A 19,961-nucleotide genomic window follows, 5' to 3' on the forward strand; every position below is an offset into this window, starting at 1 on the left:
GCGCTACATGATGCCGGCGATCCCGTCCCACAGAAGCTTCACTGCCACGACCGCCACGGTCGCATAGGTGAAGGGATAAAAAATTTCTGGCCGCATCCGCCGCACCAGCCAGGCACCGGCGATGGTCGACAGTGGCGCCAGCGGCATCAGCACGGCGGACGCCGTCAGATTGGCGGTGTCGAACTGGCCGAGCGCGAAATAGGGGATGAGTTTCAGGGCGTTGGTAGCGGCGAAGAAGATCGCTGCCGTGCCCGACAACACCTTGGGGTCGAGCCGGATCGGCAAGGCATAGACCTGGAAGGGCGGGCCGCCGACATGGGCGACGAAGCTGGTGAAGCCTGCGACCGTGCCCCATATGGCCGCGGCCACGCGATTAGGTGCGGCCGCATGGTCGGAACCATGACGAAATTGCAGGTAAAGCCAGCGCAGCACGAAGATGATGGCAACGGCGCCGACGATGAGCCGCACCGCTTCCTCGGTGACCAGTGCCGCCGTCAGCCAGCCAAGCCCGATGCCCACGATGGCGCCCGGCATCATGTCGACCAGCATCTTGCGGTCGTACACGCCCCACCATGTCCACACCGAGACGATGTCCATCAGGCACAGGATGGGCAGCAGGATGGCGGCCGCTTGAACCGGCGGCATGGTCAGCGCCATCAGCGGCACGCCGACGAAACCAACCGCGCCGCCGAAGCCGCCCTTGGACAGGCCGACCAGGATGACCGCCGGAATGGCGGCCGCGTAGAACCACGGATCGAGAAGCAGGCCTGACATGAGGAGGAACTGATCTGGAGGGAAAGCGCGTCGACGCCTGAATAGCCCACAATCTTGAGTCGAGCGACAGCAAAAGCAACCCGCGCGCCTCGCCATGCCCCTATTCTATCGGCACGCCGAAACCAGCAGGAACATCGGCCGCTCGAGTTCTTCCGCCAGGTCCGGTCTGGCCGCGATCTGCGCGTCCGTCGGACGGAATTCCTCGACATGCTCGATGGTGAAACCCGCGCGGATCAGGGCGTTGAGCGTGGTGCCGATGGTGCGGTGATGTTTCACCACCCCCTTGGTCAGCCAGTTGGTCTTGCGCGGCCCTTCCACCAGATATTGGTCGACAGGCCAGGTCCTTTTCCCCTCCCCATCGATCGACCAGCCCGGATTGGTCGGCGCCATGTAGATCGGATGCTCGGTCGAGAAGACGAAATGCCCGCCGGGCAACAGGGCTTCGTGCACGGCCCCGAACAGGCGCTCAATGTCTTCGACGTAATGCAAGGCGAGCGAACTGTAGGCGAGGTCGAAGCCGCCTTGCGGCAGGCTGAGCTGGTCGAGGTCGGCTCTCTCGTAGGTGATGCCGGTGTCCGGGCCGGCCGCTCTCGCACGGGCCAGCATCTTCTCCGAGAGGTCCAGCCCAAGGACTTCCCTCGCTCCATTTTCATGTGCCCAGCGGCAGAACCAGCCAAAGCCGCAGCCGAGGTCGACGACCCTCAGGCCACCGACATCGGGCAGCATCGCGCGCAACGCCGGCCACTCGGCGGCACCATCCAGGCCTTCGACGGAGCGGCCAAGCTGGCTGTAGCCCGCAAAGAAATCGGGTTGATCGTAAATGTTCTGCGCCATCTTTTTTTGGCTCCTCGGACGGTCATCCGGCGGAAGACTGACATATGGTGGACTGGCCGCGCCTTTCCACCACTGCCATGCCGTGTCAAGCCTACGAGGCCGCCGGCAACCCCAGTGGCGGCGGTCGCCGCCGGATCGGCTGTGCCTTGATAATGGCGGTGCTGGTCTCGGCCTTGTCGGCGATGCGATCGAGAATGCCGTCGAGGTCGCCGATCGAGCGCACGAACAGCCGGGCGACGAAGCAGTCGTCGCCGGTCACCTTGTCGCATTCGCCAAACGCCTCAATCTCCTCGATCAATTTCTGAACGATGTGCAGCTTGCCCGGCAGAGGCTTGATCCGCACGATCGCCTGCAGCGTATAGCCGAGCGCCAGCGGATCGATCTCGACGGTGAACGCCCGGATGACGCCGCGCTCCTCGAGGCGCCGCAGCCGCTCCGAAACGCTCGGCGACGATAGCCCGACCTGGGCCGCCAGATCCTTCAGCGAGGTTCGCGCATCCCTGACCAGGATTTCCAGCAGATTTCGGTCTAAATCATCCAGCATTTTCTATTTCTCGTTGATTTCGAGCGGATGCCTAATTTAATTAGGCACTATCATTATATTGCCTTTCCTAGGAGATGGATAGCCCAGACCTCACATGAGATTATGCCGCCTCAACGGGTTCAGAGGCTTATTATGAACGATACGGTACGAGGCACGGTCGAAATGTCGGCCGCAATGGCGATCCTGGGAACGATCGGCTGGTTCGTCATCATGTCCGGTCAGCCGATCATGGATGTCGTGTTCTGGCGCTGCGCGTTCGGCGCGCTGACGCTGCTCTTCATCTGCGCTTCGCTTGGATTACTGCGCAACAGGCTGTCGTTGCGCGTCATCGGCCTTGCCGCGCTTGGGGGTGCGGCGATCGTCATCAACTGGCTGCTCTTGTTCAGCGCCTTCTCGCGCGCGTCGATCTCGATCGCCACCGCCGTCTACAACACGCAGCCTTTCATGCTGGTCGGCTTCGGCGCGCTCTTGTTCGCCGAGCGGCTGACATTGACCAAGCTGACATGGCTGGCAATCGCCTTCGCCGGCATGCTGCTGATCGTCGCCGCTGCTCCCGATGCCGCTGATGTCGGCACGAACTATTTCGCGGGCATCCTGATGGCCCTGGCCGCCGCCTTTTTCTGGGCCGTCGCGGCAATCGTCACCAAGAAGCTCAAGGGCACGCCACCGCATCTGATCGCGCTGATTCAGGTCTGCGTCGGCGTCGTCATGCTCGCGCCCTTCGCCAATTTCGCGCATCTCCCCGGCGATCCATGGAGCTGGGCCATGCTGGCAACGCTCGGCATCGTCCACACCGGCCTGATGTACATCCTTATGTACGGCGCCATCCAGAAGCTGCCGACGCATCTGCAGGGGTCGCTGTCCTTCATTTATCCGGTCGTTGCCATCCTGGTCGATGTCACCGCCTTCGGCCACCGGCTGCATCTCAGCCAGGTCGTCGGCGCCGCCGCCATCCTGATCGCGGCCGCCGGCATGAACCTCGGCTGGACATTGTGGAAACCGAGACCGGCCGCCGCGAGCCCCGAGCCGATCAGGTAAGGCGACGCGCCGGCTGCCCGGCGGATCAAAAATCGCGATCCGGCTGCCCGCCTGTTCAAAGCGGGCAGTTTGCTCTATGCCGCAATCCAACCATCTTCGCCCGGCATAGGCGAAACCCGGGATCGAAGAACCATGAATGACGCAACGCCCCCCAACCGCTGCCGCATCGTGCTGATCGCGCCGTCCGGCGTGTCGGCGGATCGGATCACGGCCGCATTCGACGGCGGCGATGTCGCCTCGCTGATCCTGCCCGAGAACGGCATGGACGAGGCCTCCTTCCAGGCCTTCGCCGAGCGTATCGTGCCGGTCGCGCAGGCCGCCGGAGTGGCCGTCATTATCGCTGGCGACACCCGCATCGCGGGCCGCGTCCAGGCCGACGGCATCCATGTCGAGGTCTCCAAGGCCGAACTCGCCGAGACGATCGAACATTTCCAGGCGAAAATGACGGTCGGCGCCGGCGGCGCCAAGACGCGTGACGACGCGCTCGAACTCGGCGAAGCCCGGCCCGACTACATTTTCTTCGGCCGGTTCGGCTACGACAACAAGCCCGAGCCGCATCCGCGCAACCTGTCATTGGGGCAATGGTGGGCGCAGATGATCCAGATCCCCTGCATCGTCGAGGCCGGTTCCGATCTTGCCTCTGTCGAAACCGTGGCCGCCACCGGCGCCGAATTCGTCGCGCTGTCGAGCGCCCTGTTCGCCGACGGCATCGATCCGAAGGCGGCGATCGCCCGGGCCAATGCGCTGCTCGACGAAACAGCGCCGCGCCTCGAGGACTGACGTGTTCCTGGCAAGGCTTTCCCTTCAGGCCCTGCTCGCGGCGGTGATGATCCAGGCCGCCGCCGCCGAAACCATACCCTTGCCGCAGCCCAAGCCTGAAACCGGCGTGCACACCGACAAGCCGATCGAAAAGCAGCTGCCGCAGCCCGCCACTACATCCGAGCCCGCGCCGTTGCCATCGGCCGACAGCGTCAATCCCGACCGCTTTGGCGCCAAGCCGGCGGACGCTGCCTATGGTGCCTTCCAGCGTGGTCTTTACAAGACCGCCTATAATCTGGCGCTGGTCCGCGCGCAGAATGGCGATCCGGCGGCGCAGACGCTGGTGGCCGAGATCTTGTCGCGTGGGTTGGGCGTGCCGTTGAACGCGGCCGAAGCCGCGAAATGGTACGCGCTTGCCGCCGAGCAGGGTGTGCCGGAATCGCAGTTCCAATATGCGCTGATGCTGCTCGACGGCCGCTACGTCAAGAAGGACGCGAAGGAAGCCTACGCCCTGATGCAGGCCGCCGCCGAAGCCGGCAATCAGCTTGCGCAGTTCAATTTCGCGCAGATGCTGGTCCAGCAGGATCCCGGCAACGCCGGCCTGGCCAAGGCGGTTTCCTACTATGAGCGCGCCGCCGCGACCGGTCTTGCCGACGCGCAGTACGCCATGTCGCAGATCTATGCCAACGGCGTCGGCGGCAAGCCGCGCGACGATGCACAGGCACGGCGGCTGCTGGCGCAGGCCGCCCGTCAGAACTACGACACCGCGCAGATCGATCTCGCCGCCTGGATGATCGAGGGCCGCGGCGGCGCGCGTGACCTGAAATCGGCCTTCGGCTGGACGAAGCAAGCCGCCGAAGGCGGCAATGTCGCGGCGCAGAACCGGCTGGCAAAACTCTATATGCAAGGCATCGGCACCGATCCCGACCTCGTGCTCGCCGGCGCCTGGTACATCGTCGCCCGCCGCGCCGGTCTCATCGATCAGCAGATGGACGATTTCCTGCAAGGGCTGAGCGACGACCAGACCAAGCAGGCCCTGCAGAAGGCCAACCGCCTGCCCTGATGGCGGTAGGCGGAACCGGCCGGTGCCCGCCCCCGTTGCTCAGCCGCAACCCGCCCTCCCTTGCCTCTCCGGGCGATTTGTGGTCTTGGAGCCTTAAATCGCCTGTCACGGCGAACATCCCATACCAATGGCCCGGCCGTTGGCAGCATCCCGGATCCCATCATCATGGCCAAGATCAATGGCAACGAAATCCGCCCCGGCTACGTCATCGAACACGATGGCGGCCTCTGGGTGGCGGTCAGGACCAACACCGTCAAGCCCGGCAAGGGCGGCGCCTACAACCAGGTTGAGCTGAAGAACCTCATCAACGGCACCAAGCTCAACGAGCGCTTCCGTTCGGCCGAAACGGTCGAGCAGATCCGGCTGGACCTGAAGGACTTCTCCTTCCTCTACGAGCAGGACGACGCGCTGGTGTTCATGGACACCCAAAGCTACGAGCAGCTCGAACTGAACAAGGATTTCGTCGGCGACCGCGCCGCGTTCCTGCAGGACGGCATGATGGTGACGGTTCAGCTCTACGAGGAGCGGCCGATCGGCATTTCGCTGCCCGATTACGTGACACTGACCATCACCGAGGCGGATCCCGTGGTGAGAGGCCAGACGGCGGCATCCTCCTACAAGCCGGCGGTGCTGGAAAATGGCATTCGCGTGCTGGTGCCGCCCTTCATCGGCGCCGGCGAACGCATCATCGTCGACACCAACGAAATCACTTACGTGCGCCGCGCCGACTGATGCATGCATGTCGCCCGGAAGTGGCCCCGGTTTGGGTCGCCGGCATGCATCGAGACAGAATTTAAAGCGCCGCACCAGGAAGAAGCACTATGGCACGCTCAGCCCTCCTCAACGTCATGGTTCAGGCCGCAATGAAGGCCGGCCGCTCGCTGTCGCGCGACTTCGGCGAGGTCCAGAACCTGCAAGTCTCGATGAAGGGCCCCGGCGACTATGTCAGCCAGGCCGACCGCAAGGCCGAGGACATCGTTTTCGCCGAACTGTCGAAGGCACGTCCTGGCTACGGCTTCCTGATGGAAGAGCGCGGCGCCATCGCCGGCGATGACAGCCAGCACCGCTGGATCGTCGACCCGCTCGACGGCACCACCAATTTCCTGCACGGCATCCCGCTTTTCGCCGTCTCGATCGCACTGGAGCGCCAGGGCCAGATCGTGGCGGGGGTCGTCTACAATCCCGCCATGGACGAGCTCTACACCACCGAGCGCGGCGGCGGCGCCTTCATGAATGATCGGCGCCTGCGCGTTGCCGGCCGCACCAAGCTTGTCGACACGGTGATCGGCTGCGGCGTGCCGCATCTCGGCCGGGGCCATCACGGCAATTTCCTGGTCGAACTGCGCAACGTCATGGCCGAGGTCTCCGGCGTCCGCCGCATGGGCTCCGCCTCGCTCGATCTTGCCTATGTCGCCGCCGGCCGCATGGACGGCTTCTGGGAAGTGGGCCTGTCGGCTTGGGACATGGCCGCCGGCCTGCTCTTGATCCGCGAAGCGGGCGGCTTCGCCTCCGACATGGATGGCGGACAGGACATGCTGGACACCGGCACGGTCGTCGCCGGCAACGAGATCATCCAGCGCGCATTGCTGAAGACGGTGAAAAAGCCGCTCCCGCCGCGCTGAAGCAATTCCGGGAAAAATGTTCGCGGTTTTGCATCTGGCATTGCGTCAAGGCAAAGCGCGCAGTCGTAAAACCGCAAACAAAGCTTGAAATACTGTCCGTCGGTTGCCCAGATATGGGGTGATGCAGGACGATAGATGACCAGTACCCCGCCACAGATCGAGATTCCCTTCATCGGACGCTGGCACTATTCGCGCGCCGAGATGATCGCCGACGGGATCGTCCATGCTGTCGGGATCGTGCTGGCGATCGCGGCCGGTTCGGCACTGCTGGCGCTCGCCGCCTTCCGGGTCGGGCCTGGCGAGTATATCGCCGCCGCCTTCTATGTCGTGTCGCTGCTCACCGTGCTCTCGGTATCGCTGACCTACAATCTGTGGCCGGTGACCTCGCCCGCGAAATGGATCCTGCGGCGCTTCGATCATGCCGCGATCTATCTGTTGATCGCCGCCACCTACACACCCTTTCTCGCCCAGTTGGGAAACTCTGCGCTGGCGCGCTGGATGATCGTTCTGGTCTGGGCCGCGGCCGCAACGGGCATTGCCATCAAGGTGTTTTTCCCCGGCCGTTTCGACAGGCTGGCGATCGTCTTCTATCTCGCCATCGGCTGGAGCGGCATCGTTCTCGTCAAGCCGCTCGTCGAGACGCTGCCGAGCACGTCGATCGTGCTCATCGTCGCCGGTGGCGTCGTCTATTCCTGTGGCGTGATTTTCTTCGCCTGGAAGGCGCTGCGCTTCCACAACGCACTGTGGCACGGCTTCGTCGTCACCGGCGCCGGCCTGCATTTGGCGGCCATGGTCGACTGCCTCGTCATCAACCGCCTCTGATGCGCCGGCTCCAAAGGCCGCCTGTGGCAATATTGCCAAGCACCATTCAATTTGGTCATAATTCCGTTTAGAGTTGCCAACTACGTGATCGGCGGCAGCGGCAGCGGCATCGGAAACGGGGCACGGATGGCTTTTCTCAGATCCTTCGGCATGGGCAGGCGCTCCGACGTGCTGATCTACGACCCGCATAAACTGTCCAGTCCGCAGGTCTTCCTGCTGACCATGGTCATCTTCCTGGCCATCGTCGCTTTCATCGCCGCCATCCTGACCCGCCAGGTCACCACCGCTTTCGTCACCAACCCCGGCCTTAACGGCCTGATCGTCGGCGTGCTCGTCGTCGGTATCCTGCTGGCCTTCACGCAGGTCGGGCGGCTGTTTCGCGAGGTCCGCTGGGTCAACTCTTTCCGGGCCGGCTCCGAAACCACCGAACCGGTGCTGCTGGCGCCGATGAAGGCGATGATCGGCCGTTCCTCGTCCATGGCCTTTTCGACCTCATCGATGCGCACAATGCTCGATTCCATCGCCACCCGCCTCGACGAAAGCCGCGACACCTCGCGCTACCTTGTGGGCCTTTTGGTGTTCCTCGGCCTGCTTGGCACTTTCTGGGGCCTGCTGAATACGATCGGCTCGATCCGCGAGACCATCGAATCGCTGGATCCCGGCACGGGTGACGCCGCCGCGGTGCTCGATTCGCTGAAACAGGGCTTGTCGGCGCCGCTGGCCGGCATGGGCACCGCCTTCTCGTCCTCGCTGTTCGGCCTCTCCGGCTCGCTCGTGCTCGGCTTCCTCGACTTGCAGGCCGGCCGCGCCCAGACACGTTTCTACACCGAGCTCGAGAACTGGCTGTCCTCGGTCACGGATCTGTCGTCCGACATCGTCGTTTCCGACCCGGCCAAGGCCGACTCTTCCGACGAGATCCGCGTGCTATCGGAGCGGCTGCGCAGCATGCAGGAGAATGGCGGCGGCTCCAACCCGCGCGTCGCCACCGCCATGGCCAATCTCGCCGACGGCATTTCCGGCTTGGTCAAGAACATGCGCTCCGAACAGCAGATCATGCGCGACTGGGTCGAAGCCCAGTCGGACGAACAAAAGGCGATGCGCAACACGCTGGAAAAGATCGCCGACGCGCTGAAGAAGCCCGGGGTGCACTAGCATGGCGCTTGCCAGGGGCCGGCGTACCGATCGCCGCATCGACTATTGGCCGGGCTTCGTCGACGCGCTGTCGACGCTGCTGCTCGCCATCATGTTCCTGCTCACCGTCTTCGTGTTGGCGCAGTTCCTGCTCGGGCGCGAAATCTCCGGCAAGGATACAGCGCTGTCGCGCCTCAATTCGCAGATCAACGAACTGACCCAACTTCTGGCGCTGGAGCGCTCGACGGCGCAGGACAAGGACGATTCGCTGGCCAACCTGCAGGCGTCGCTGTCGGCGGCGGAGGCGGAGAAGAGCCGGCTCGAACAGTTGCTGGCGCAAGGTGCGGGTGCCGGCGACGCCGCCAACCAGCGAGCCGCGGCGCTGGGCGGCGAACTGGACAGCCAGCGCCAGATCAGCCAGCAGGCGCTGAGCCAGGTCGAGATCCTCAACCAGCAGATCGCGGCATTGCGCAAGCAGATCGGCGCGCTCGAGGATGCCCTCAACGTCTCCGAAACGCGCGACCGCGACTCCAACACCAAGATCGCCGATCTCGGCCGTCGCCTGAACGTGGCGCTGGCGCAGCGTGTGCAGGAACTGAACCGCTACCGCTCCGATTTCTTCGGACGTCTGCGCGAAATCCTGGCCGATCGCGAGAACATCCGCATCGTCGGCGACCGCTTCGTGTTCCAGTCGGAGGTTCTGTTCCCGACCGGATCCGAGGTGATCAACGATGCCGGCAAGGTCGAGATGAAGAAGCTCGCCGACGCCATCATCGAACTGCAGAAAGAGATCCCGCCGGAGATCAACTGGGTGCTGCGCGTGGACGGCCACACCGACAACAAGCCGCTGTCCGGCACCGGCCGTTATCGCGACAATTGGGAACTGTCGACGGCGCGCTCGACCTCGGTGGTCAAGTTCCTGATCGAAAATGGCGTGCCGGCCAACCGGCTCGTCGCCGCCGGCTTCGGGGAATTCCAGCCGCTCGATCCCGCCGACACCGAAGAGGCGCGCAACAAGAACCGCCGCATTGAACTGAAGCTCACCGAACGTTGATCCATCATCACGCGAACTCACGCGAAATTGTTCGCCGGCTCAACTCTAGGGCGCAGGCATCCGCCGGCAAGGCCTGAAAAGATTATCTTTTTTTAATTACACTTCGCGCCGAAGCGCTCCTAGCTTGCTGCGCAGGGCCGAGAACCGCCGGCGATGCCTCCCATCGCGACGCGACGGGACTGGACGACCCAAAATGGTCGGGAGGCGAGGCGGCGCGGCCGCTCTCCCTTCCCAGCAGGAGGAAGCGCATCATGCGCCCATCAGCATCTCTCAAGACTGCAACGCTTGCCGCAATTCTCATTGCCGTCCCGCTTGCCGGCGCCTATGCCGCGGGCCACCACAAGGGTGCTCTCGACGCGACCGCCCCCACCGACATGGCAGGCCCCCGTGTCGAGGCGCTCGTTCAGCAGGTCCAGGGTGTTCATCAGGGCATCGTCGACGCCAGGCAAGCCAACCACATCACCCCGGCCGTCGCGGAGCGCCTGGAAATGCGCACCGCCCGCATCAGTCAGGTCGCCGAGAGGATAGCCGCGTCGGATCACGGCAGGATCCCGGCCGCGCAATATCATGACCTGCTGCGCCGGCTCGACAATGTGGATCAACGTCTGATGGTCGACACCGGCAGCGGTTTCCTGATGGGTGATGGTGCCGACGGCGGGAACTATCCGAACGGCTGAGGGCTATTCCGGCCTGCAAACGTCCTCGGGGAAGGGACCCATTGACGCCTTCGGGACCGCAATCCGCTGGCGTCCTTTTTCTTTCCTTACCAGCCCATCCTGCCTACCAACCGAGCCAGGCCGCGACCAGGGCGACCACCGCCGGCACGGTCTGGATGTACAGGATCTTGCGGCCGACCGTCGCCGCGCCATAGAGACCGGCAATGGCCACGCACAACAGGAAGAAGACCTTGACCTGGAAACCGGCGGCGCCGAGGTAAAGCCCCCAGATCAGGCCGGCGGCGAGAAAGCCGTTATAGAGACCCTGATTGGCGGCGAGCACTTTGGAGGCGCCGGCGAATTCCGGGGTCAGGCGGAATGTCTTGTGCCCGCGCGGCGTGTCCCAAAGCACCATCTCGAGATAGACGATGTAGACATGGATCAAGGCCACCAGCCCGACCAGGATGTTGCCGATCATTCTGCTCCCCCTTCATCCATCGCCGGCAGCATTTCATGCCCAACCTCGCTTGCGCAAGCTGCATCCGCCGGATGGTATCCGAGGGTTGCCAATGCTTTTGCGTTGGTGTCTTTTCGCCCCGTCCCCAACCACGGAAGCCGCCATGTCCTTTCACAAACTCGACGATCTCGGCCGCAAGCTCGAAGCGCTTGAGCACGCGCTGGCCATCCTCGGCGCCGATGAGGCGACCCACATGGCCGTCGGCGGTGGCGAGAAGCGCGCCGAGGCGATGGCGGCCCTTGCCGGCATGTATCACACCAGGGCGACCGCGCCGGAAATATCGGACTGGATCGCCGCGGCCGAAGGCGAGGCATTGGACGATGAGCAGCGGGCGGCTCTCGCCGAGCTGCGGCGGCAATACACCAACCTGACCTGCCTGCCGGTCGAATTCGTCGAGCGCCAGACGACGGCGCGCATGCGCTGCGAGCAATTGTGGCGCGCCCTGCGCGCCAAGAACGATTGGGCGGGTTTTCAGCCGGCGCTTGAAGGCGTGGTGGCGCTGGTGCGCGACGAGGCCGCCCTGCGCTCCGACGTGCTCGGCCTTGCCCCCTATGACGCGCTGATGGAACAATACGATCCCGGCAATCGCACGGCCGACATCACGCCCGTCTTCGCCGACCTCAAGGCCTTCCTCAAGGGTTTCGTGCCGGAGGCGCTGGCGATCCAGGAAGCGCGGCTGCGCAAGCATCCGCTGAAACCGCTTTCGGGTACCTATGCCATCGACCGGCAGCGCGAACTCGGCCTTGCCATGATGGCGGCGGTCGGCTTCGACCTGACGCACGGCTCACTGTCGGTGTCGCACCATCCGTTCTGCGGCGGCGTGCCCAGCGACGTGCGCATCACCACGCGCTACAAGACCTCGGATTTCCTGTCGGCGCTGATGGGCGTGCTGCACGAGACCGGTCATGCGCTCTACGAACAGAACCTGCCCAAGGCGTGGGCGCACTGGCCGCTCGGCAAGGCCCGCGGCATGGCCGTGCATGAGAGCCAGAGCCTGTTCGTCGAAAAGCAGATCGGGCGCAATCCTGCCTTCTGGCGCTGGGCGCTGCCGGTGGTGGAGAAGCATCTCGGCGAAGCCTGGTCGCTCGACGATATCCTGCCGCATGTGCATCGTGTCGAACGTGGCCTGATCCGCGTCGACGCCGACGAGGTGACCTATCCCTTGCACGTCATCCTTCGCTACGAACTGGAGCAGGAGCTTGTTTCGGGCAGCCTCGAAGTGGCTGATTTGCCCGAAGCCTGGGATGCCAGGATGCGCGACTATCTTGGTCTCTCGACCATCGACAACCCCGCCGACGGGCCGATGCAGGACGTCCATTGGCCGGGTGCCGCCTTCGGTTATTTCCCGTCCTATACGCTGGGCGCGATGATGGCGGCGCAGCAATGGACCGCGCTGACGCGCGAGCATCCTTCAGCCGACGAAGACCTTGCAAAGGGGAATTTCGAGGCGATCAACGGTTGGCGCCGCGAGAAAATCTGGTCGCAGGGGTCGCGCTGGTCGACGCCGGACCTGCTTGAGCGCGCCACCGGCGAGAAGCTCAACGCCACGTACTTCGTCAACCATTTGAGGCAGCGCTACGGCGGCTGAGATGCCGCCTGAGACGACAATTTTCGTTGCGCCGAGGCGAACTGAACCTGCTACTCCGCCGCGCCCCTGAAGGCGCTGGCGCCGGTCTCGAACTGCAACTTGGCGAGCCGTGCATAGATGCCACCCTTGGCGACCAGGCTCTGATGCGTGCCTTCCTCGACGATGCGGCCGCCATCCATCACCAGGATCCTGTTGGCCTTCAGCACCGTCGCCAGCCGGTGGGCGATGACGATGGTGGTGCGCCCCCGCATCAGCCGCTCGAGCGCGGTCTGCACCAGTGTCTCGCTTTCGGCGTCGAGGGCCGAGGTCGCCTCGTCGAGCAGCAGGATCGGCGCGTCGCGCAGGATGGCACGTGCGATCGCCACACGCTGGCGCTGGCCGCCGGACAGCGTCACGCCACGCTCGCCGACCTGGCTGTCATAGCCGTTCTCGAGCCTGAGGATAAACTCGTCGGCCAGTGCGTCCCTGGCCGCGGCCTCGATCTCGGCCTCGCTGGCGCCTGGCCGGCCGAAGCCGATATTGTCGCGCGCGCTCGCCGCGAAGATGGTGACGTCCTGCGGGACGATGGCGATGCGCTGCCTGACCACGACGGGATCGGCCTCGCGCACATCGACGCCATCGATCAGGATCTTGCCGGTTTCCGGATCGTAGAAGCGCAGGATCAGCGAGAACACCGTGCTCTTGCCGGCACCCGAGGGGCCGACGATGGCGACCGTCTCGCCGGGCATGACTTGAAAACTCAGGCCGTGGACGGCGGCGCGATCGGGCCTCGCCGGATAGGAGAAGGACACATTCTCGAAGACGATCGCGCCCTTGGCAACCGCCGGCAGCGGCTTCGGATCGGCCGGCGCCTGGATCGCCGGCGTCTCGGCCAGTATCTCGGTCAGCCGTTCGGCGGCACCTGCGGCTTGCGCGAGTTCGCCCCAGACTTCCGACAGCGCGCCGAGCGCGCCAGCGGCGAACACCGAATAGAGGAGGAATTGGCCAAGCGTGCCAGGCGATATCGTGCCGTCGAGCACGTCGCGCGAGCCGAACCACAGCACCGCCACGACCGAGGAGAAAATGGTGAAGATGGCAAAGAAGGTGAGGAAGGAGCGCGCGAAGATCGAAGCGCGCGCTGCCTCGAAGGCCGCTTCCACCGCGCCCGAGAATCGTCCGGTGACCAGTCTCTCATTGGTGAAGGCCTGCAGCGTGCGCACCGCGCCGATCTGCTCGCTGGCATAGGCCGTCGCGTCGGCAAGCGTGTCCTGGGCCTGCCTTGACTTGCGCCGCACCGAGCGGCCGAAGGCGACCAGCGGCAGCACGATCACGGGGATCGCCCCGATGACCAGGCCGGAGAGTTTCGGGCTGGTGACGACCATCATGCCCACCGCGCCGAGGCCGAGGATGACATTGCGCAGCGCCACCGAAGCGGTGGCGCCTACCGCCGACTTGACCTGCGTGGTGTCGGCGGCGAGCCGTGACACGATTTCCCCCGACTGGGCGGTGTCGAAGAAGGCAGGCGACAGCGTCGTCACATGGGCAAAGACATCGCGCCTGATGTCGGCGACGACGCGCTCGCCGAGCGTGATGACGAAATAGTAACGGCCGGCCGACGCCGCGGCCAGCACGGCGGCCATCGCCACGAGGGCGCCGAAATATTCAGCGATGAAGGTGGTGCTGGCCGACGAGAAACCGTGGTCGATCATGCGCCGGACGGCCAGCGGCAGTGCCAATGTCGTTGCCGCGGCGATGGCCAGTGAAATAAGGGCGCCGATGACCAGCGTGCGATATCCGGCGATATACGGAAACAGGCGCCTGAGCGGCTTGAGCGAGCGTCGGCGCTCGTCTGCGCTGCTTGATTGCGCCATCTCGGTGTTCCTCTAGCCACTTCAGCCTATGCGCCTCAATATGCGCTTGCCGCGGCCTTGTGATTCAATTCCGGCTGATGTATAGGCACGCCGACCGTTTTAGAAGCCGTGGCTCCTCAATAGCTGCGGCTTCGAGTTTTAAAAAGAGGCGCATCGACGCAGGCTTATGCCCGTCCGCCGCGCCGGCAAGCCAGGAACAGAGCCATGAAGAGCGCAATCCATCCCGACTACCACACCATCAAGGTCGTCATGACCGACGGCACCGAATACACGACCCGTTCGACCTGGGGCAAGGAAGGCGATACGATGAACCTCGATATCGACCCGACCACCCACCCGGCCTGGACCGGCGGCCAGCAGACCCTGCTCGACCGCGGCGGCCGCCTGTCGAAATTCAAGAAGCGCTTCGAAGGCTTCGGCCTCTAAAGCGAAGAGCTCTTTCGCGGATCAAGAGCCCGCCCATGTGGCGGGTTTTTTGTTGCTTGGCCGAAGGCTGGGTCTTCGGCCCCTTATTCGTCCAGCAATTCCCTGAGTGCCATGCGCTTGTAGGCAGCGACCAGCCTGTCGCCCTCCTGCCTGTCGACCGAGATCGCCAGCCGCATGGCCGCCTCGCCCATCTGCCACACCAAGAATGCCGTCGTGTCGAGCGCCACCGGATCGGCATCGGGCCGCAGGCGCTTGAGTACCGCGATCAGAAATTCCGCGTTCGCCCGGCTGTCAGCGAGTTCGAGCTGGCGCAGCGCCTTGTCGGCCTGCGTGCCCGACCAGATGTCGCGCATCACCGGCTCGGCCAGGAACAGCTCGTAGTAAATATCGACCAGCTCCGAGAAAGCCTGCCGCAGGCCTTTGGCGTCGCTGACATCCCTGAGTGCCGCCGAGATACAAGCCTGGCTTTCCGCTGTGTAGCGTTCGGCCAGCGCCCAGACGATCGCCCTCTTGTCCGGAAAGAACTGGTAGAGCGAGCCGATCGACACCCCAGCCCGCTCCGCCACCTCGCCCATGCGCATGGCGTCGCTGCCTTGTTCGGCAATCAGCGCCGAGGCGGCGGCCAGCATGCGCTCGACCCGCTCGCGGCTGCGCTGCTGGCTTGGCGCCCGGCGCGGCGAACCGATCCGCTCATTGGTTTGCGTGCCTTCCATGACCGTCTCCAACAAACGCGCCCGGCAAAATCGCCGGGAACGACTTGACTTACAAAATACGAGGGTTTATCACGTTTTGCAAATGTGAGGAATGCTCATATTTTTTAGAGAGCAAACCGCCGCAACCGGCGTCTGGAGCAACTGAGATGATCAAGCTTCTTCCAACCCTCACCTTCATTGCCGCGATCGGCGCGGGCGTCGTCGGTGGCGTATTCTTCGCCTTTTCCAACTTCGTCATGGCGGCCCTTGCCCGGCTGCCCGTCCCGGCGGGCATCGCCGCGATGAATTCGATCAATGTCACGGTGATCACCCCGGCCTTCATGACAGCGCTGTTCGGCACCGGCCTCATCTGCCTCGTCCTCATTGCCGCCGCTCTCTTGGGCTGGAGCCAGTCGGGCACCTACTGGTTGCTTGCCGGCGCGGTGATCTATCTGGTCGGCAACCCTATCGTGACCATGGTCTTCAACGTGCCGCTCAACGATGCGCTCGCCGCCGTCGATCCGGCCAGCAGCAACGGCGCCGCCGTGTGGGCAAACCACCTGAGCCAATGGGTGATGTGGAACCACGTCCGTACCATTACCGCCATCGTGGCGATGGCGTGCTTTATCTTCGCATTGCTCTGAAGAGGTCTAACGAGACGCAGAAAAACTCCGCTCAGGCGGGGTCTTTCTGCGTGTCACCCTTGTGGCCTTTGCGGTCGGCGTGACCGAGATCCCGATCCGGATCGATCACGTCGCGGACCAGCTGCTTGAGTTTCGCCGCGTCCGGAAAGCCGCCGTCGCGCTTGCGATCCCAGACCAGCACTTCATTGCAGGAGATGGTGAAGATGCCGCCGGTGCCCGGCACCAGCCTCACCTCGCCGAGATCGGTGCCGAAGGTGGAGAGCAGCTCCTGCGCCATCCAGCCGGCACGCAGCAGCCACTGGCACTGCGTGCAATAGGTGATGCGGACGGCCGGCAACTCAGCTTTGCTCATGTCGGACGACCTTCGCTCACGCCGCGCTGAGCTTGGCCATCGTCTCGTCGTCGACTTCGAAGTTGGCGTACACGCTTTGCACGTCGTCATCGTCCTCGAGCGTGGCAACCAGCTTCATCAGCGACTGCGCCCGCTCTTCGTCGACCGGGACATTGTTCTGCGGCTTCCAGATCGCCTTGACCGATTCGGCCTCGCCGAGCGAGGTTTCAAGCGCCTTGGACACCTCGCCGAGAGTCTCGAAGGCGCAATAGATCGTGTGGCCTTCCTCGTCCGATTCGACATCGTCGGCGCCGGCTTCGATCGCCGCATCCATGATCTTGTCGGCGCTGCCGGCCGAGGCCGGATAGTAGATTTCGCCGGCGCGGTCCCACATGAACGACACCGATCCGGTTTCGCCGAGCGCGCCGCCGGCCTTGGTGAAGGCGGCGCGCACATTGGACGCCGAACGGTTGCGGTTGTCGGTCAGCGCCTCGACGATCACGGCGACGCCACCAGGCCCATACCCTTCGTAGCGCACCGCTTCGTAGTTTTCGGCGTCGCCCATCGAGGCCTTGTTGATGGCGCGCTGGATGTTGTCCTTGGGCATCGACACCGCCTTGGCGTTCTGGATCGCCAGGCGCAGGCGCGGGTTCATCGATGGGTCCGGCGTTCCGCTCTTGGCGGCGACGGTGATTTCGCGCGCCAGCTTGGAAAACATTTTCGACCGCACCGCGTCCTGACGGCCCTTGCGGTGCATGATGTTCTTGAACTGTGAATGGCCAGCCATGGCACCCCTGTCGTGTTCGGCTAGAGCGTCTTGCCGCGAGATGCGTCATCTCGCCTTTGCAAAAGGCTCGAATTCAATTTCAGAGCGTCCCGATGCGTCCGGGTGAACGTACGGCGCCCTGTGTCGGAATGGCCGGCTTATAGATAAATCGGCTCAATTCGTCCAGCCGCGCCGCGTTGCCGGGCACTCGGCATGCGGCGGCCCGGCAAGCAGGCTTTGCCCGGCCTTTGTCCTACCCTTAGAGATCGGAGTCCTACCCTTCCAGATCGGACTTCAGCCGGTCGATGATGCTGAGCGCATGGCCGGCATACTGGCTGATCCAGCGGTCGTGTATCTGCTTGATCGGCAACGCATTGAGACGGTTCCAGCGCTCGCGTCCGTCGCGGCGCGCGACGATCAGGTCCGCCTCCTCCAGCACCTTGAGATGCAGCATGACCGTGCAGCGGTCGATATCGGGAAAGGCTTCGCACAGCATGCCGGTGGTCTTTGGCTCGTCTTTCAACCGATCCAGCATTTCGCGCCGGCGCGGATGCGCCAGCGCCTTGAAAACATTGTCGTCCTGCGATCGGCTTGACATGTTATATTTCTATAACATAACGTTGGCTCGTTCAAGCAAGGAGCTGTGGATATGTCTCTTGGATTCAGCGTTTCAGGGCGCATCGGCAAACCGGTCGCCGAAGTCTTCGACGCGGTCGTCAACCCAAAGAAGCTGAGCGGCTATTTCACCACCATCGGCGGTGCCAGCGCGCCATTGGTGGCCGGTTCGGGTGTCGTTTGGTGGGGCAAGGTGCCGGTCGAGGTCGACGAAGTGGTCAAGGACAGCCGCATCGTGCTGCGCTGGGATGCCACCGACGCCGACGGCAAGCCCGCCTACAAACCCGCATCGAGATGAATTTCGAGCCGCTCGACGATGGCGGCACCTTCGTCACCATCGCCGAGAGCGGCTGGCAGGAAGGCGCGGTCGGCCTGAAGAAGTCCTACCTGAATTGCGAGGGCTGGTCGCAGATGCTGGCCTGCATGAAGGCCTATGTCGAATACGGCATCAATCTGCGCGACGGCTATTACCGCAGCGAGATGAAGGGCGAACCCGCCAGCGAAAACAACATTTGAAAAACGGAGCCCAGTCATGACCGCGAAGATCACCGGCGGCATCAACATCGCCATGAAGGTGCCATCGCACCAGTACGAAGCGACGATCGCCTTCTACCGCGATGTCGTCGGCCTCAAGCCGTTCACAGCCAAGGCGCCGGCCATCGGTTTCGAGTTCGGTCCCAACAGGCTTTGGATCGACGAGGCGCCGACGATGAGCCAGGCCGAGATCTGGCTGGAGCTTTTCACGCGGGATTTTCCGGACGCCGCGGATCATCTGGCCAAGGCGGGAATTGTGCGTTGCGATGCCGTCGAGCCCTTGGACGCGGGTTTCCGAGGTGGTTGGATCACCAATCCGGCCAACATCATCCATATGGTGCGCGAACCCGACGCCTGGTGAGGGCGTGTTCGAAAGGAGATCGCCATGGAAATCCGTGAGACACCGACGGCCGAAGCCGCCATGCTGATCCGGCGGCCGGTCGCTGAGGTTTTCGAAGCCGTCGTCGACCCGGCGATCACGACCAAATTCTGGTTCACCCATGGCAGCGGCCGGCTTGATGGCGGCAAACCGGTTCAGTGGGAGTGGCGCATGCATGGGGTCTCGACGACCGTCGAGGTCAGCGAGATCGTCAGGCACAAGAAGATCGTCATGACGTGGAGCGATCCGCCGACCACGGTGGTCTGGACCTTCACCGAAATGCTTGGCGAAGCGACATTCCTCGAGGTCCACAATTTCGGCTTTGCCGGCAATGGCGACGAGCAGGTGAAACAAGCGGTCGGCTCAACCGACGGCTTTGCGCTTGTGCTCGCCGGCGCCAAGGCCTGGCTGGAACAGGGCCTGACGCTGGGCTTGATGGGTGACCGCCATCCGAAGGGTGTTCCGGGGCACTAGGCTCGCCCCGGCCGACCAGTATCAGTGGCCGTCGCCGGTTTTCGCTTTCTTGCGCCGCCGCGCCAGCATGTTGAGCCCCTCGACCAGCGCCGAAAAACCCATCGCCGCATAGATGTAGCCCTTGGGCACATGATAGCCCATGCCGTCGGCGATCAGCGTCATGCCGATCATCAGCAGGAAGCCCAGCGCCAGCATGACGATGCTGGGGTTCTTGGCGATGAAGTCCGCCAGCGGTCCGGCCGCCAGCATCATCACGGTCACGGCCGCGATGACCGCGATATACATGATGGCGATCTCGTCGGTCATGCCGACGGCGGTGATGATGGAATCGATGGAGAAGACGAGGTCGAGCAGCAGGATCTGGAAGATCGCGCCGGCAAGCGAGATCTTGAGCGTTTCGCCCAGCATCGTGTCCTGATGGTCGTCGGGATCGACCGTGTGGTGGATCTCCTTGGTCGCCTTCCACACCAGGAACAGACCGCCGGCGATCAGGATCAGGTCGCGCCAGGAGAAGCCGTGGCCGAACGCCGTGAAGACCGGCGTCGTCAGTTGAACGATGATGGAAATGGTGGCGAGCAGCACCAGGCGCATGACCAGCGCCGCTGAGATGCCAAGACGCCGCGCGCGAGCTCTCTGCTCCACGGGCAGCTTGTTGGTGAGGATCGAGATGAAGATCAGGTTGTCGATGCCGAGCACGATCTCGAGCACCACCAGCGTCAGCAGCGCGACCCAGGCGGTCGGGTCCGAAACGAATTGAAAATGCGGCGCCAGGAATTCGATAAGCTGCATGGAGGTCGTCCCCTACGATCTAGAGCAGTGTCGCCGGCAATTAGGTACTGCGACCCCCT

At 63.8% G+C, this 19,961-nt stretch carries 24 protein-coding genes and 1 pseudogene; 15 read left to right on the forward strand and 10 right to left on the reverse strand.

All coding sequences use genetic code 11. From position 1 onward, the window contains the following. Positions 1-3 precede the first annotated feature (3 nt). The 3 genes from LB571_RS01055 to LB571_RS01065 form a co-directional block, all read right to left on the reverse strand. Entirely contained in the window at positions 4-774 is a 771-nt protein-coding gene (locus tag LB571_RS01055) for a sulfite exporter TauE/SafE family protein (protein WP_015315255.1), read from the reverse strand. A gap of 105 nt (positions 775-879) precedes the next feature. Then, a complete protein-coding gene (locus LB571_RS01060) occupies positions 880-1,608 on the reverse strand; it encodes a class I SAM-dependent methyltransferase (RefSeq protein ID WP_140616633.1) in 729 nt (242 codons plus the stop codon). Positions 1,609-1,699: 91 nt separating this feature from the next. Beyond that, entirely contained in the window at positions 1,700-2,152 is a 453-nt protein-coding gene (locus LB571_RS01065; protein WP_015315253.1) for an Lrp/AsnC family transcriptional regulator, read from the reverse strand. 132 nt (positions 2,153-2,284) lie between these two features. Here LB571_RS01065 and LB571_RS01070 point away from each other — a divergent pair, with 132 nt between their 5' ends. From LB571_RS01070 to LB571_RS01110, 9 genes are all read left to right on the forward strand, one after another. After that, the gene (locus tag LB571_RS01070; RefSeq protein ID WP_224591678.1) at positions 2,285-3,190 is read left to right on the forward strand and encodes a DMT family transporter; all 906 of its coding nucleotides are present in this window, start codon (positions 2,285-2,287) and stop codon (positions 3,188-3,190) included. Positions 3,191-3,322: 132 nt separating this feature from the next. Continuing rightward, the gene (locus LB571_RS01075) at positions 3,323-3,970 is read left to right on the forward strand and encodes a thiamine phosphate synthase (protein ID WP_224591681.1); all 648 of its coding nucleotides are present in this window, start codon (positions 3,323-3,325) and stop codon (positions 3,968-3,970) included. 46 nt (positions 3,971-4,016) lie between these two features. Next, the gene (locus LB571_RS01080; protein WP_085986614.1) at positions 4,017-5,012 is read left to right on the forward strand and encodes a tetratricopeptide repeat protein; all 996 of its coding nucleotides are present in this window, start codon (positions 4,017-4,019) and stop codon (positions 5,010-5,012) included. Between the two features lie 165 nt (positions 5,013-5,177). Next, the gene (gene efp, locus LB571_RS01085) at positions 5,178-5,744 is read left to right on the forward strand and encodes an elongation factor P (protein ID WP_015315249.1); all 567 of its coding nucleotides are present in this window, start codon (positions 5,178-5,180) and stop codon (positions 5,742-5,744) included. 89 nt (positions 5,745-5,833) lie between these two features. Continuing rightward, positions 5,834-6,634 (forward strand): inositol monophosphatase family protein, encoded by an 801-nt coding sequence (locus LB571_RS01090; RefSeq protein ID WP_140616630.1) that lies wholly within the window; start codon positions 5,834-5,836, stop codon positions 6,632-6,634. A 135-nt stretch (positions 6,635-6,769) separates the two neighbouring features. Then, a complete protein-coding gene (trhA, locus tag LB571_RS01095) occupies positions 6,770-7,456 on the forward strand; it encodes a PAQR family membrane homeostasis protein TrhA (RefSeq protein ID WP_224591684.1) in 687 nt (228 codons plus the stop codon). Positions 7,457-7,582: 126 nt separating this feature from the next. After that, the gene (locus LB571_RS01100) at positions 7,583-8,608 is read left to right on the forward strand and encodes a MotA/TolQ/ExbB proton channel family protein (protein ID WP_041163650.1); all 1,026 of its coding nucleotides are present in this window, start codon (positions 7,583-7,585) and stop codon (positions 8,606-8,608) included. A gap of 1 nt (position 8,609) precedes the next feature. Continuing rightward, positions 8,610-9,641: a peptidoglycan -binding protein gene (locus tag LB571_RS01105; protein ID WP_109664719.1), complete on the forward strand. Its 1,032-nt coding sequence runs from the start codon at positions 8,610-8,612 to the stop codon at positions 9,639-9,641. 251 nt (positions 9,642-9,892) lie between these two features. Next, positions 9,893-10,318, forward strand: coding sequence for a hypothetical protein (locus LB571_RS01110; protein WP_140662632.1), 426 nt, complete (start codon positions 9,893-9,895; stop codon positions 10,316-10,318). A gap of 103 nt (positions 10,319-10,421) precedes the next feature. Here the strand turns inward: LB571_RS01110 and LB571_RS01115 are convergent, their stop codons facing one another. Continuing rightward, entirely contained in the window at positions 10,422-10,775 is a 354-nt protein-coding gene (locus LB571_RS01115) for a DUF1304 domain-containing protein (protein ID WP_224591686.1), read from the reverse strand. Between the two features lie 142 nt (positions 10,776-10,917). Between LB571_RS01115 and LB571_RS01120 the strand changes: the two genes are divergently transcribed. Further along, on the forward strand, positions 10,918-12,402 hold the full coding sequence (locus tag LB571_RS01120) for a carboxypeptidase M32 (protein WP_224591689.1): 1,485 nt from the start codon (positions 10,918-10,920) through the stop codon (positions 12,400-12,402). Positions 12,403-12,452: 50 nt separating this feature from the next. Here LB571_RS01120 and LB571_RS01125 read toward each other — a convergent pair whose 3' ends face one another. Then, a complete protein-coding gene (locus LB571_RS01125; protein ID WP_140822596.1) occupies positions 12,453-14,252 on the reverse strand; it encodes an ABC transporter transmembrane domain-containing protein in 1,800 nt (599 codons plus the stop codon). A 204-nt stretch (positions 14,253-14,456) separates the two neighbouring features. Here LB571_RS01125 and rpmE point away from each other — a divergent pair, with 204 nt between their 5' ends. Then, positions 14,457-14,678, forward strand: a complete 222-nt coding sequence (gene rpmE / locus LB571_RS01130) for a 50S ribosomal protein L31 (protein WP_010912060.1) — start codon at positions 14,457-14,459, stop codon at positions 14,676-14,678. Between the two features lie 83 nt (positions 14,679-14,761). Here rpmE and LB571_RS01135 read toward each other — a convergent pair whose 3' ends face one another. Beyond that, the gene (locus LB571_RS01135) at positions 14,762-15,391 is read right to left on the reverse strand and encodes a TetR/AcrR family transcriptional regulator (RefSeq protein ID WP_224587581.1); all 630 of its coding nucleotides are present in this window, start codon (positions 15,389-15,391) and stop codon (positions 14,762-14,764) included. A gap of 146 nt (positions 15,392-15,537) precedes the next feature. On the opposite strand from LB571_RS01135, the gene LB571_RS01140 reads away from it, so the two are divergent. Continuing rightward, positions 15,538-16,014 carry a DUF1772 domain-containing protein gene (locus tag LB571_RS01140; protein ID WP_140662622.1) on the forward strand — a complete coding sequence of 159 codons (477 nt, stop codon included), beginning with the start codon at positions 15,538-15,540 and terminating at the stop codon, positions 16,012-16,014. A gap of 31 nt (positions 16,015-16,045) precedes the next feature. Here the strand turns inward: LB571_RS01140 and LB571_RS01145 are convergent, their stop codons facing one another. The 3 genes from LB571_RS01145 to LB571_RS01155 all read right to left on the reverse strand — a co-directional run bounded on the left by LB571_RS01145 (position 16,046) and on the right by LB571_RS01155 (position 17,709). Then, entirely contained in the window at positions 16,046-16,366 is a 321-nt protein-coding gene (locus tag LB571_RS01145) for a SelT/SelW/SelH family protein (RefSeq protein WP_140616622.1), read from the reverse strand. Positions 16,367-16,382: 16 nt separating this feature from the next. Next, entirely contained in the window at positions 16,383-17,132 is a 750-nt protein-coding gene (locus LB571_RS01150; RefSeq protein WP_023771706.1) for a YebC/PmpR family DNA-binding transcriptional regulator, read from the reverse strand. 253 nt (positions 17,133-17,385) lie between these two features. Next, positions 17,386-17,709, reverse strand: a complete 324-nt coding sequence (locus LB571_RS01155) for an ArsR/SmtB family transcription factor (RefSeq protein WP_224591691.1) — start codon at positions 17,707-17,709, stop codon at positions 17,386-17,388. Positions 17,710-17,760: 51 nt separating this feature from the next. On the opposite strand from LB571_RS01155, the pseudogene LB571_RS01160 reads away from it, so the two are divergent. The 3 genes and pseudogenes from LB571_RS01160 (at position 17,761) to LB571_RS01170 (ending at position 19,113) form a co-directional block, all read left to right on the forward strand. Continuing rightward, a pseudogene (locus LB571_RS01160) lies at positions 17,761-18,242 on the forward strand (SRPBCC domain-containing protein). Between the two features lie 16 nt (positions 18,243-18,258). Continuing rightward, entirely contained in the window at positions 18,259-18,621 is a 363-nt protein-coding gene (locus LB571_RS01165; RefSeq protein WP_140662616.1) for a hypothetical protein, read from the forward strand. Positions 18,622-18,645: 24 nt separating this feature from the next. After that, complete coding sequence (locus tag LB571_RS01170) at positions 18,646-19,113, forward strand: SRPBCC family protein (RefSeq protein ID WP_224591695.1); 468 nt, start codon at positions 18,646-18,648, stop codon at positions 19,111-19,113. Between the two features lie 21 nt (positions 19,114-19,134). Here LB571_RS01170 and LB571_RS01175 read toward each other — a convergent pair whose 3' ends face one another. Then, on the reverse strand, positions 19,135-19,902 hold the full coding sequence (locus tag LB571_RS01175) for a TerC family protein (RefSeq protein WP_015315232.1): 768 nt from the start codon (positions 19,900-19,902) through the stop codon (positions 19,135-19,137). Between the last annotated feature and the right edge of the window lie 59 nt (positions 19,903-19,961).

This window comes from Mesorhizobium sp. BR1-1-4 (genome assembly GCF_020165375.1).
In the GTDB taxonomy this organism is placed as follows: Bacteria; Pseudomonadota; Alphaproteobacteria; order Rhizobiales; family Rhizobiaceae; genus Mesorhizobium; species Mesorhizobium australicum.

What these genes read in the sequence shown, in the direction of transcription:
- LB571_RS01140 (WP_140662622.1), top strand. Translation starts at nt 15,538, where the DNA reads ATGATCAAGCTTCTTCCAACCCTCACCTTCATTGCCGCGATCGGCGCG.
- LB571_RS01070 (WP_224591678.1), top strand. Translation starts at nt 2,285, where the DNA reads ATGAACGATACGGTACGAGGCACGGTCGAAATGTCGGCCGCAATGGCG.
- LB571_RS01105 (WP_109664719.1), top strand. Translation starts at nt 8,610, where the DNA reads ATGGCGCTTGCCAGGGGCCGGCGTACCGATCGCCGCATCGACTATTGG.
- LB571_RS01155 (WP_224591691.1), bottom strand. Translation starts at nt 17,709, where the DNA reads ATGTCAAGCCGATCGCAGGACGACAATGTTTTCAAGGCGCTGGCGCAT.
- LB571_RS01115 (WP_224591686.1), bottom strand. Translation starts at nt 10,775, where the DNA reads ATGATCGGCAACATCCTGGTCGGGCTGGTGGCCTTGATCCATGTCTAC.
- rpmE (WP_010912060.1), top strand. Translation starts at nt 14,457, where the DNA reads ATGAAGAGCGCAATCCATCCCGACTACCACACCATCAAGGTCGTCATG.
- trhA (WP_224591684.1), top strand. Translation starts at nt 6,770, where the DNA reads ATGACCAGTACCCCGCCACAGATCGAGATTCCCTTCATCGGACGCTGG.
- LB571_RS01080 (WP_085986614.1), top strand. Translation starts at nt 4,017, where the DNA reads ATGATCCAGGCCGCCGCCGCCGAAACCATACCCTTGCCGCAGCCCAAG.
- LB571_RS01175 (WP_015315232.1), bottom strand. Translation starts at nt 19,902, where the DNA reads ATGCAGCTTATCGAATTCCTGGCGCCGCATTTTCAATTCGTTTCGGAC.
- LB571_RS01055 (WP_015315255.1), bottom strand. Translation starts at nt 774, where the DNA reads ATGTCAGGCCTGCTTCTCGATCCGTGGTTCTACGCGGCCGCCATTCCG.
- LB571_RS01120 (WP_224591689.1), top strand. Translation starts at nt 10,918, where the DNA reads ATGTCCTTTCACAAACTCGACGATCTCGGCCGCAAGCTCGAAGCGCTT.
- LB571_RS01125 (WP_140822596.1), bottom strand. Translation starts at nt 14,252, where the DNA reads ATGGCGCAATCAAGCAGCGCAGACGAGCGCCGACGCTCGCTCAAGCCG.
- LB571_RS01165 (WP_140662616.1), top strand. Translation starts at nt 18,259, where the DNA reads ATGACCGCGAAGATCACCGGCGGCATCAACATCGCCATGAAGGTGCCA.
- LB571_RS01110 (WP_140662632.1), top strand. Translation starts at nt 9,893, where the DNA reads ATGCGCCCATCAGCATCTCTCAAGACTGCAACGCTTGCCGCAATTCTC.
- LB571_RS01170 (WP_224591695.1), top strand. Translation starts at nt 18,646, where the DNA reads ATGGAAATCCGTGAGACACCGACGGCCGAAGCCGCCATGCTGATCCGG.
- LB571_RS01135 (WP_224587581.1), bottom strand. Translation starts at nt 15,391, where the DNA reads ATGGAAGGCACGCAAACCAATGAGCGGATCGGTTCGCCGCGCCGGGCG.
- efp (WP_015315249.1), top strand. Translation starts at nt 5,178, where the DNA reads ATGGCCAAGATCAATGGCAACGAAATCCGCCCCGGCTACGTCATCGAA.
- LB571_RS01090 (WP_140616630.1), top strand. Translation starts at nt 5,834, where the DNA reads ATGGCACGCTCAGCCCTCCTCAACGTCATGGTTCAGGCCGCAATGAAG.
- LB571_RS01075 (WP_224591681.1), top strand. Translation starts at nt 3,323, where the DNA reads ATGAATGACGCAACGCCCCCCAACCGCTGCCGCATCGTGCTGATCGCG.
- LB571_RS01145 (WP_140616622.1), bottom strand. Translation starts at nt 16,366, where the DNA reads ATGAGCAAAGCTGAGTTGCCGGCCGTCCGCATCACCTATTGCACGCAG.
- LB571_RS01150 (WP_023771706.1), bottom strand. Translation starts at nt 17,132, where the DNA reads ATGGCTGGCCATTCACAGTTCAAGAACATCATGCACCGCAAGGGCCGT.
- LB571_RS01100 (WP_041163650.1), top strand. Translation starts at nt 7,583, where the DNA reads ATGGCTTTTCTCAGATCCTTCGGCATGGGCAGGCGCTCCGACGTGCTG.
- LB571_RS01065 (WP_015315253.1), bottom strand. Translation starts at nt 2,152, where the DNA reads ATGCTGGATGATTTAGACCGAAATCTGCTGGAAATCCTGGTCAGGGAT.
- LB571_RS01060 (WP_140616633.1), bottom strand. Translation starts at nt 1,608, where the DNA reads ATGGCGCAGAACATTTACGATCAACCCGATTTCTTTGCGGGCTACAGC.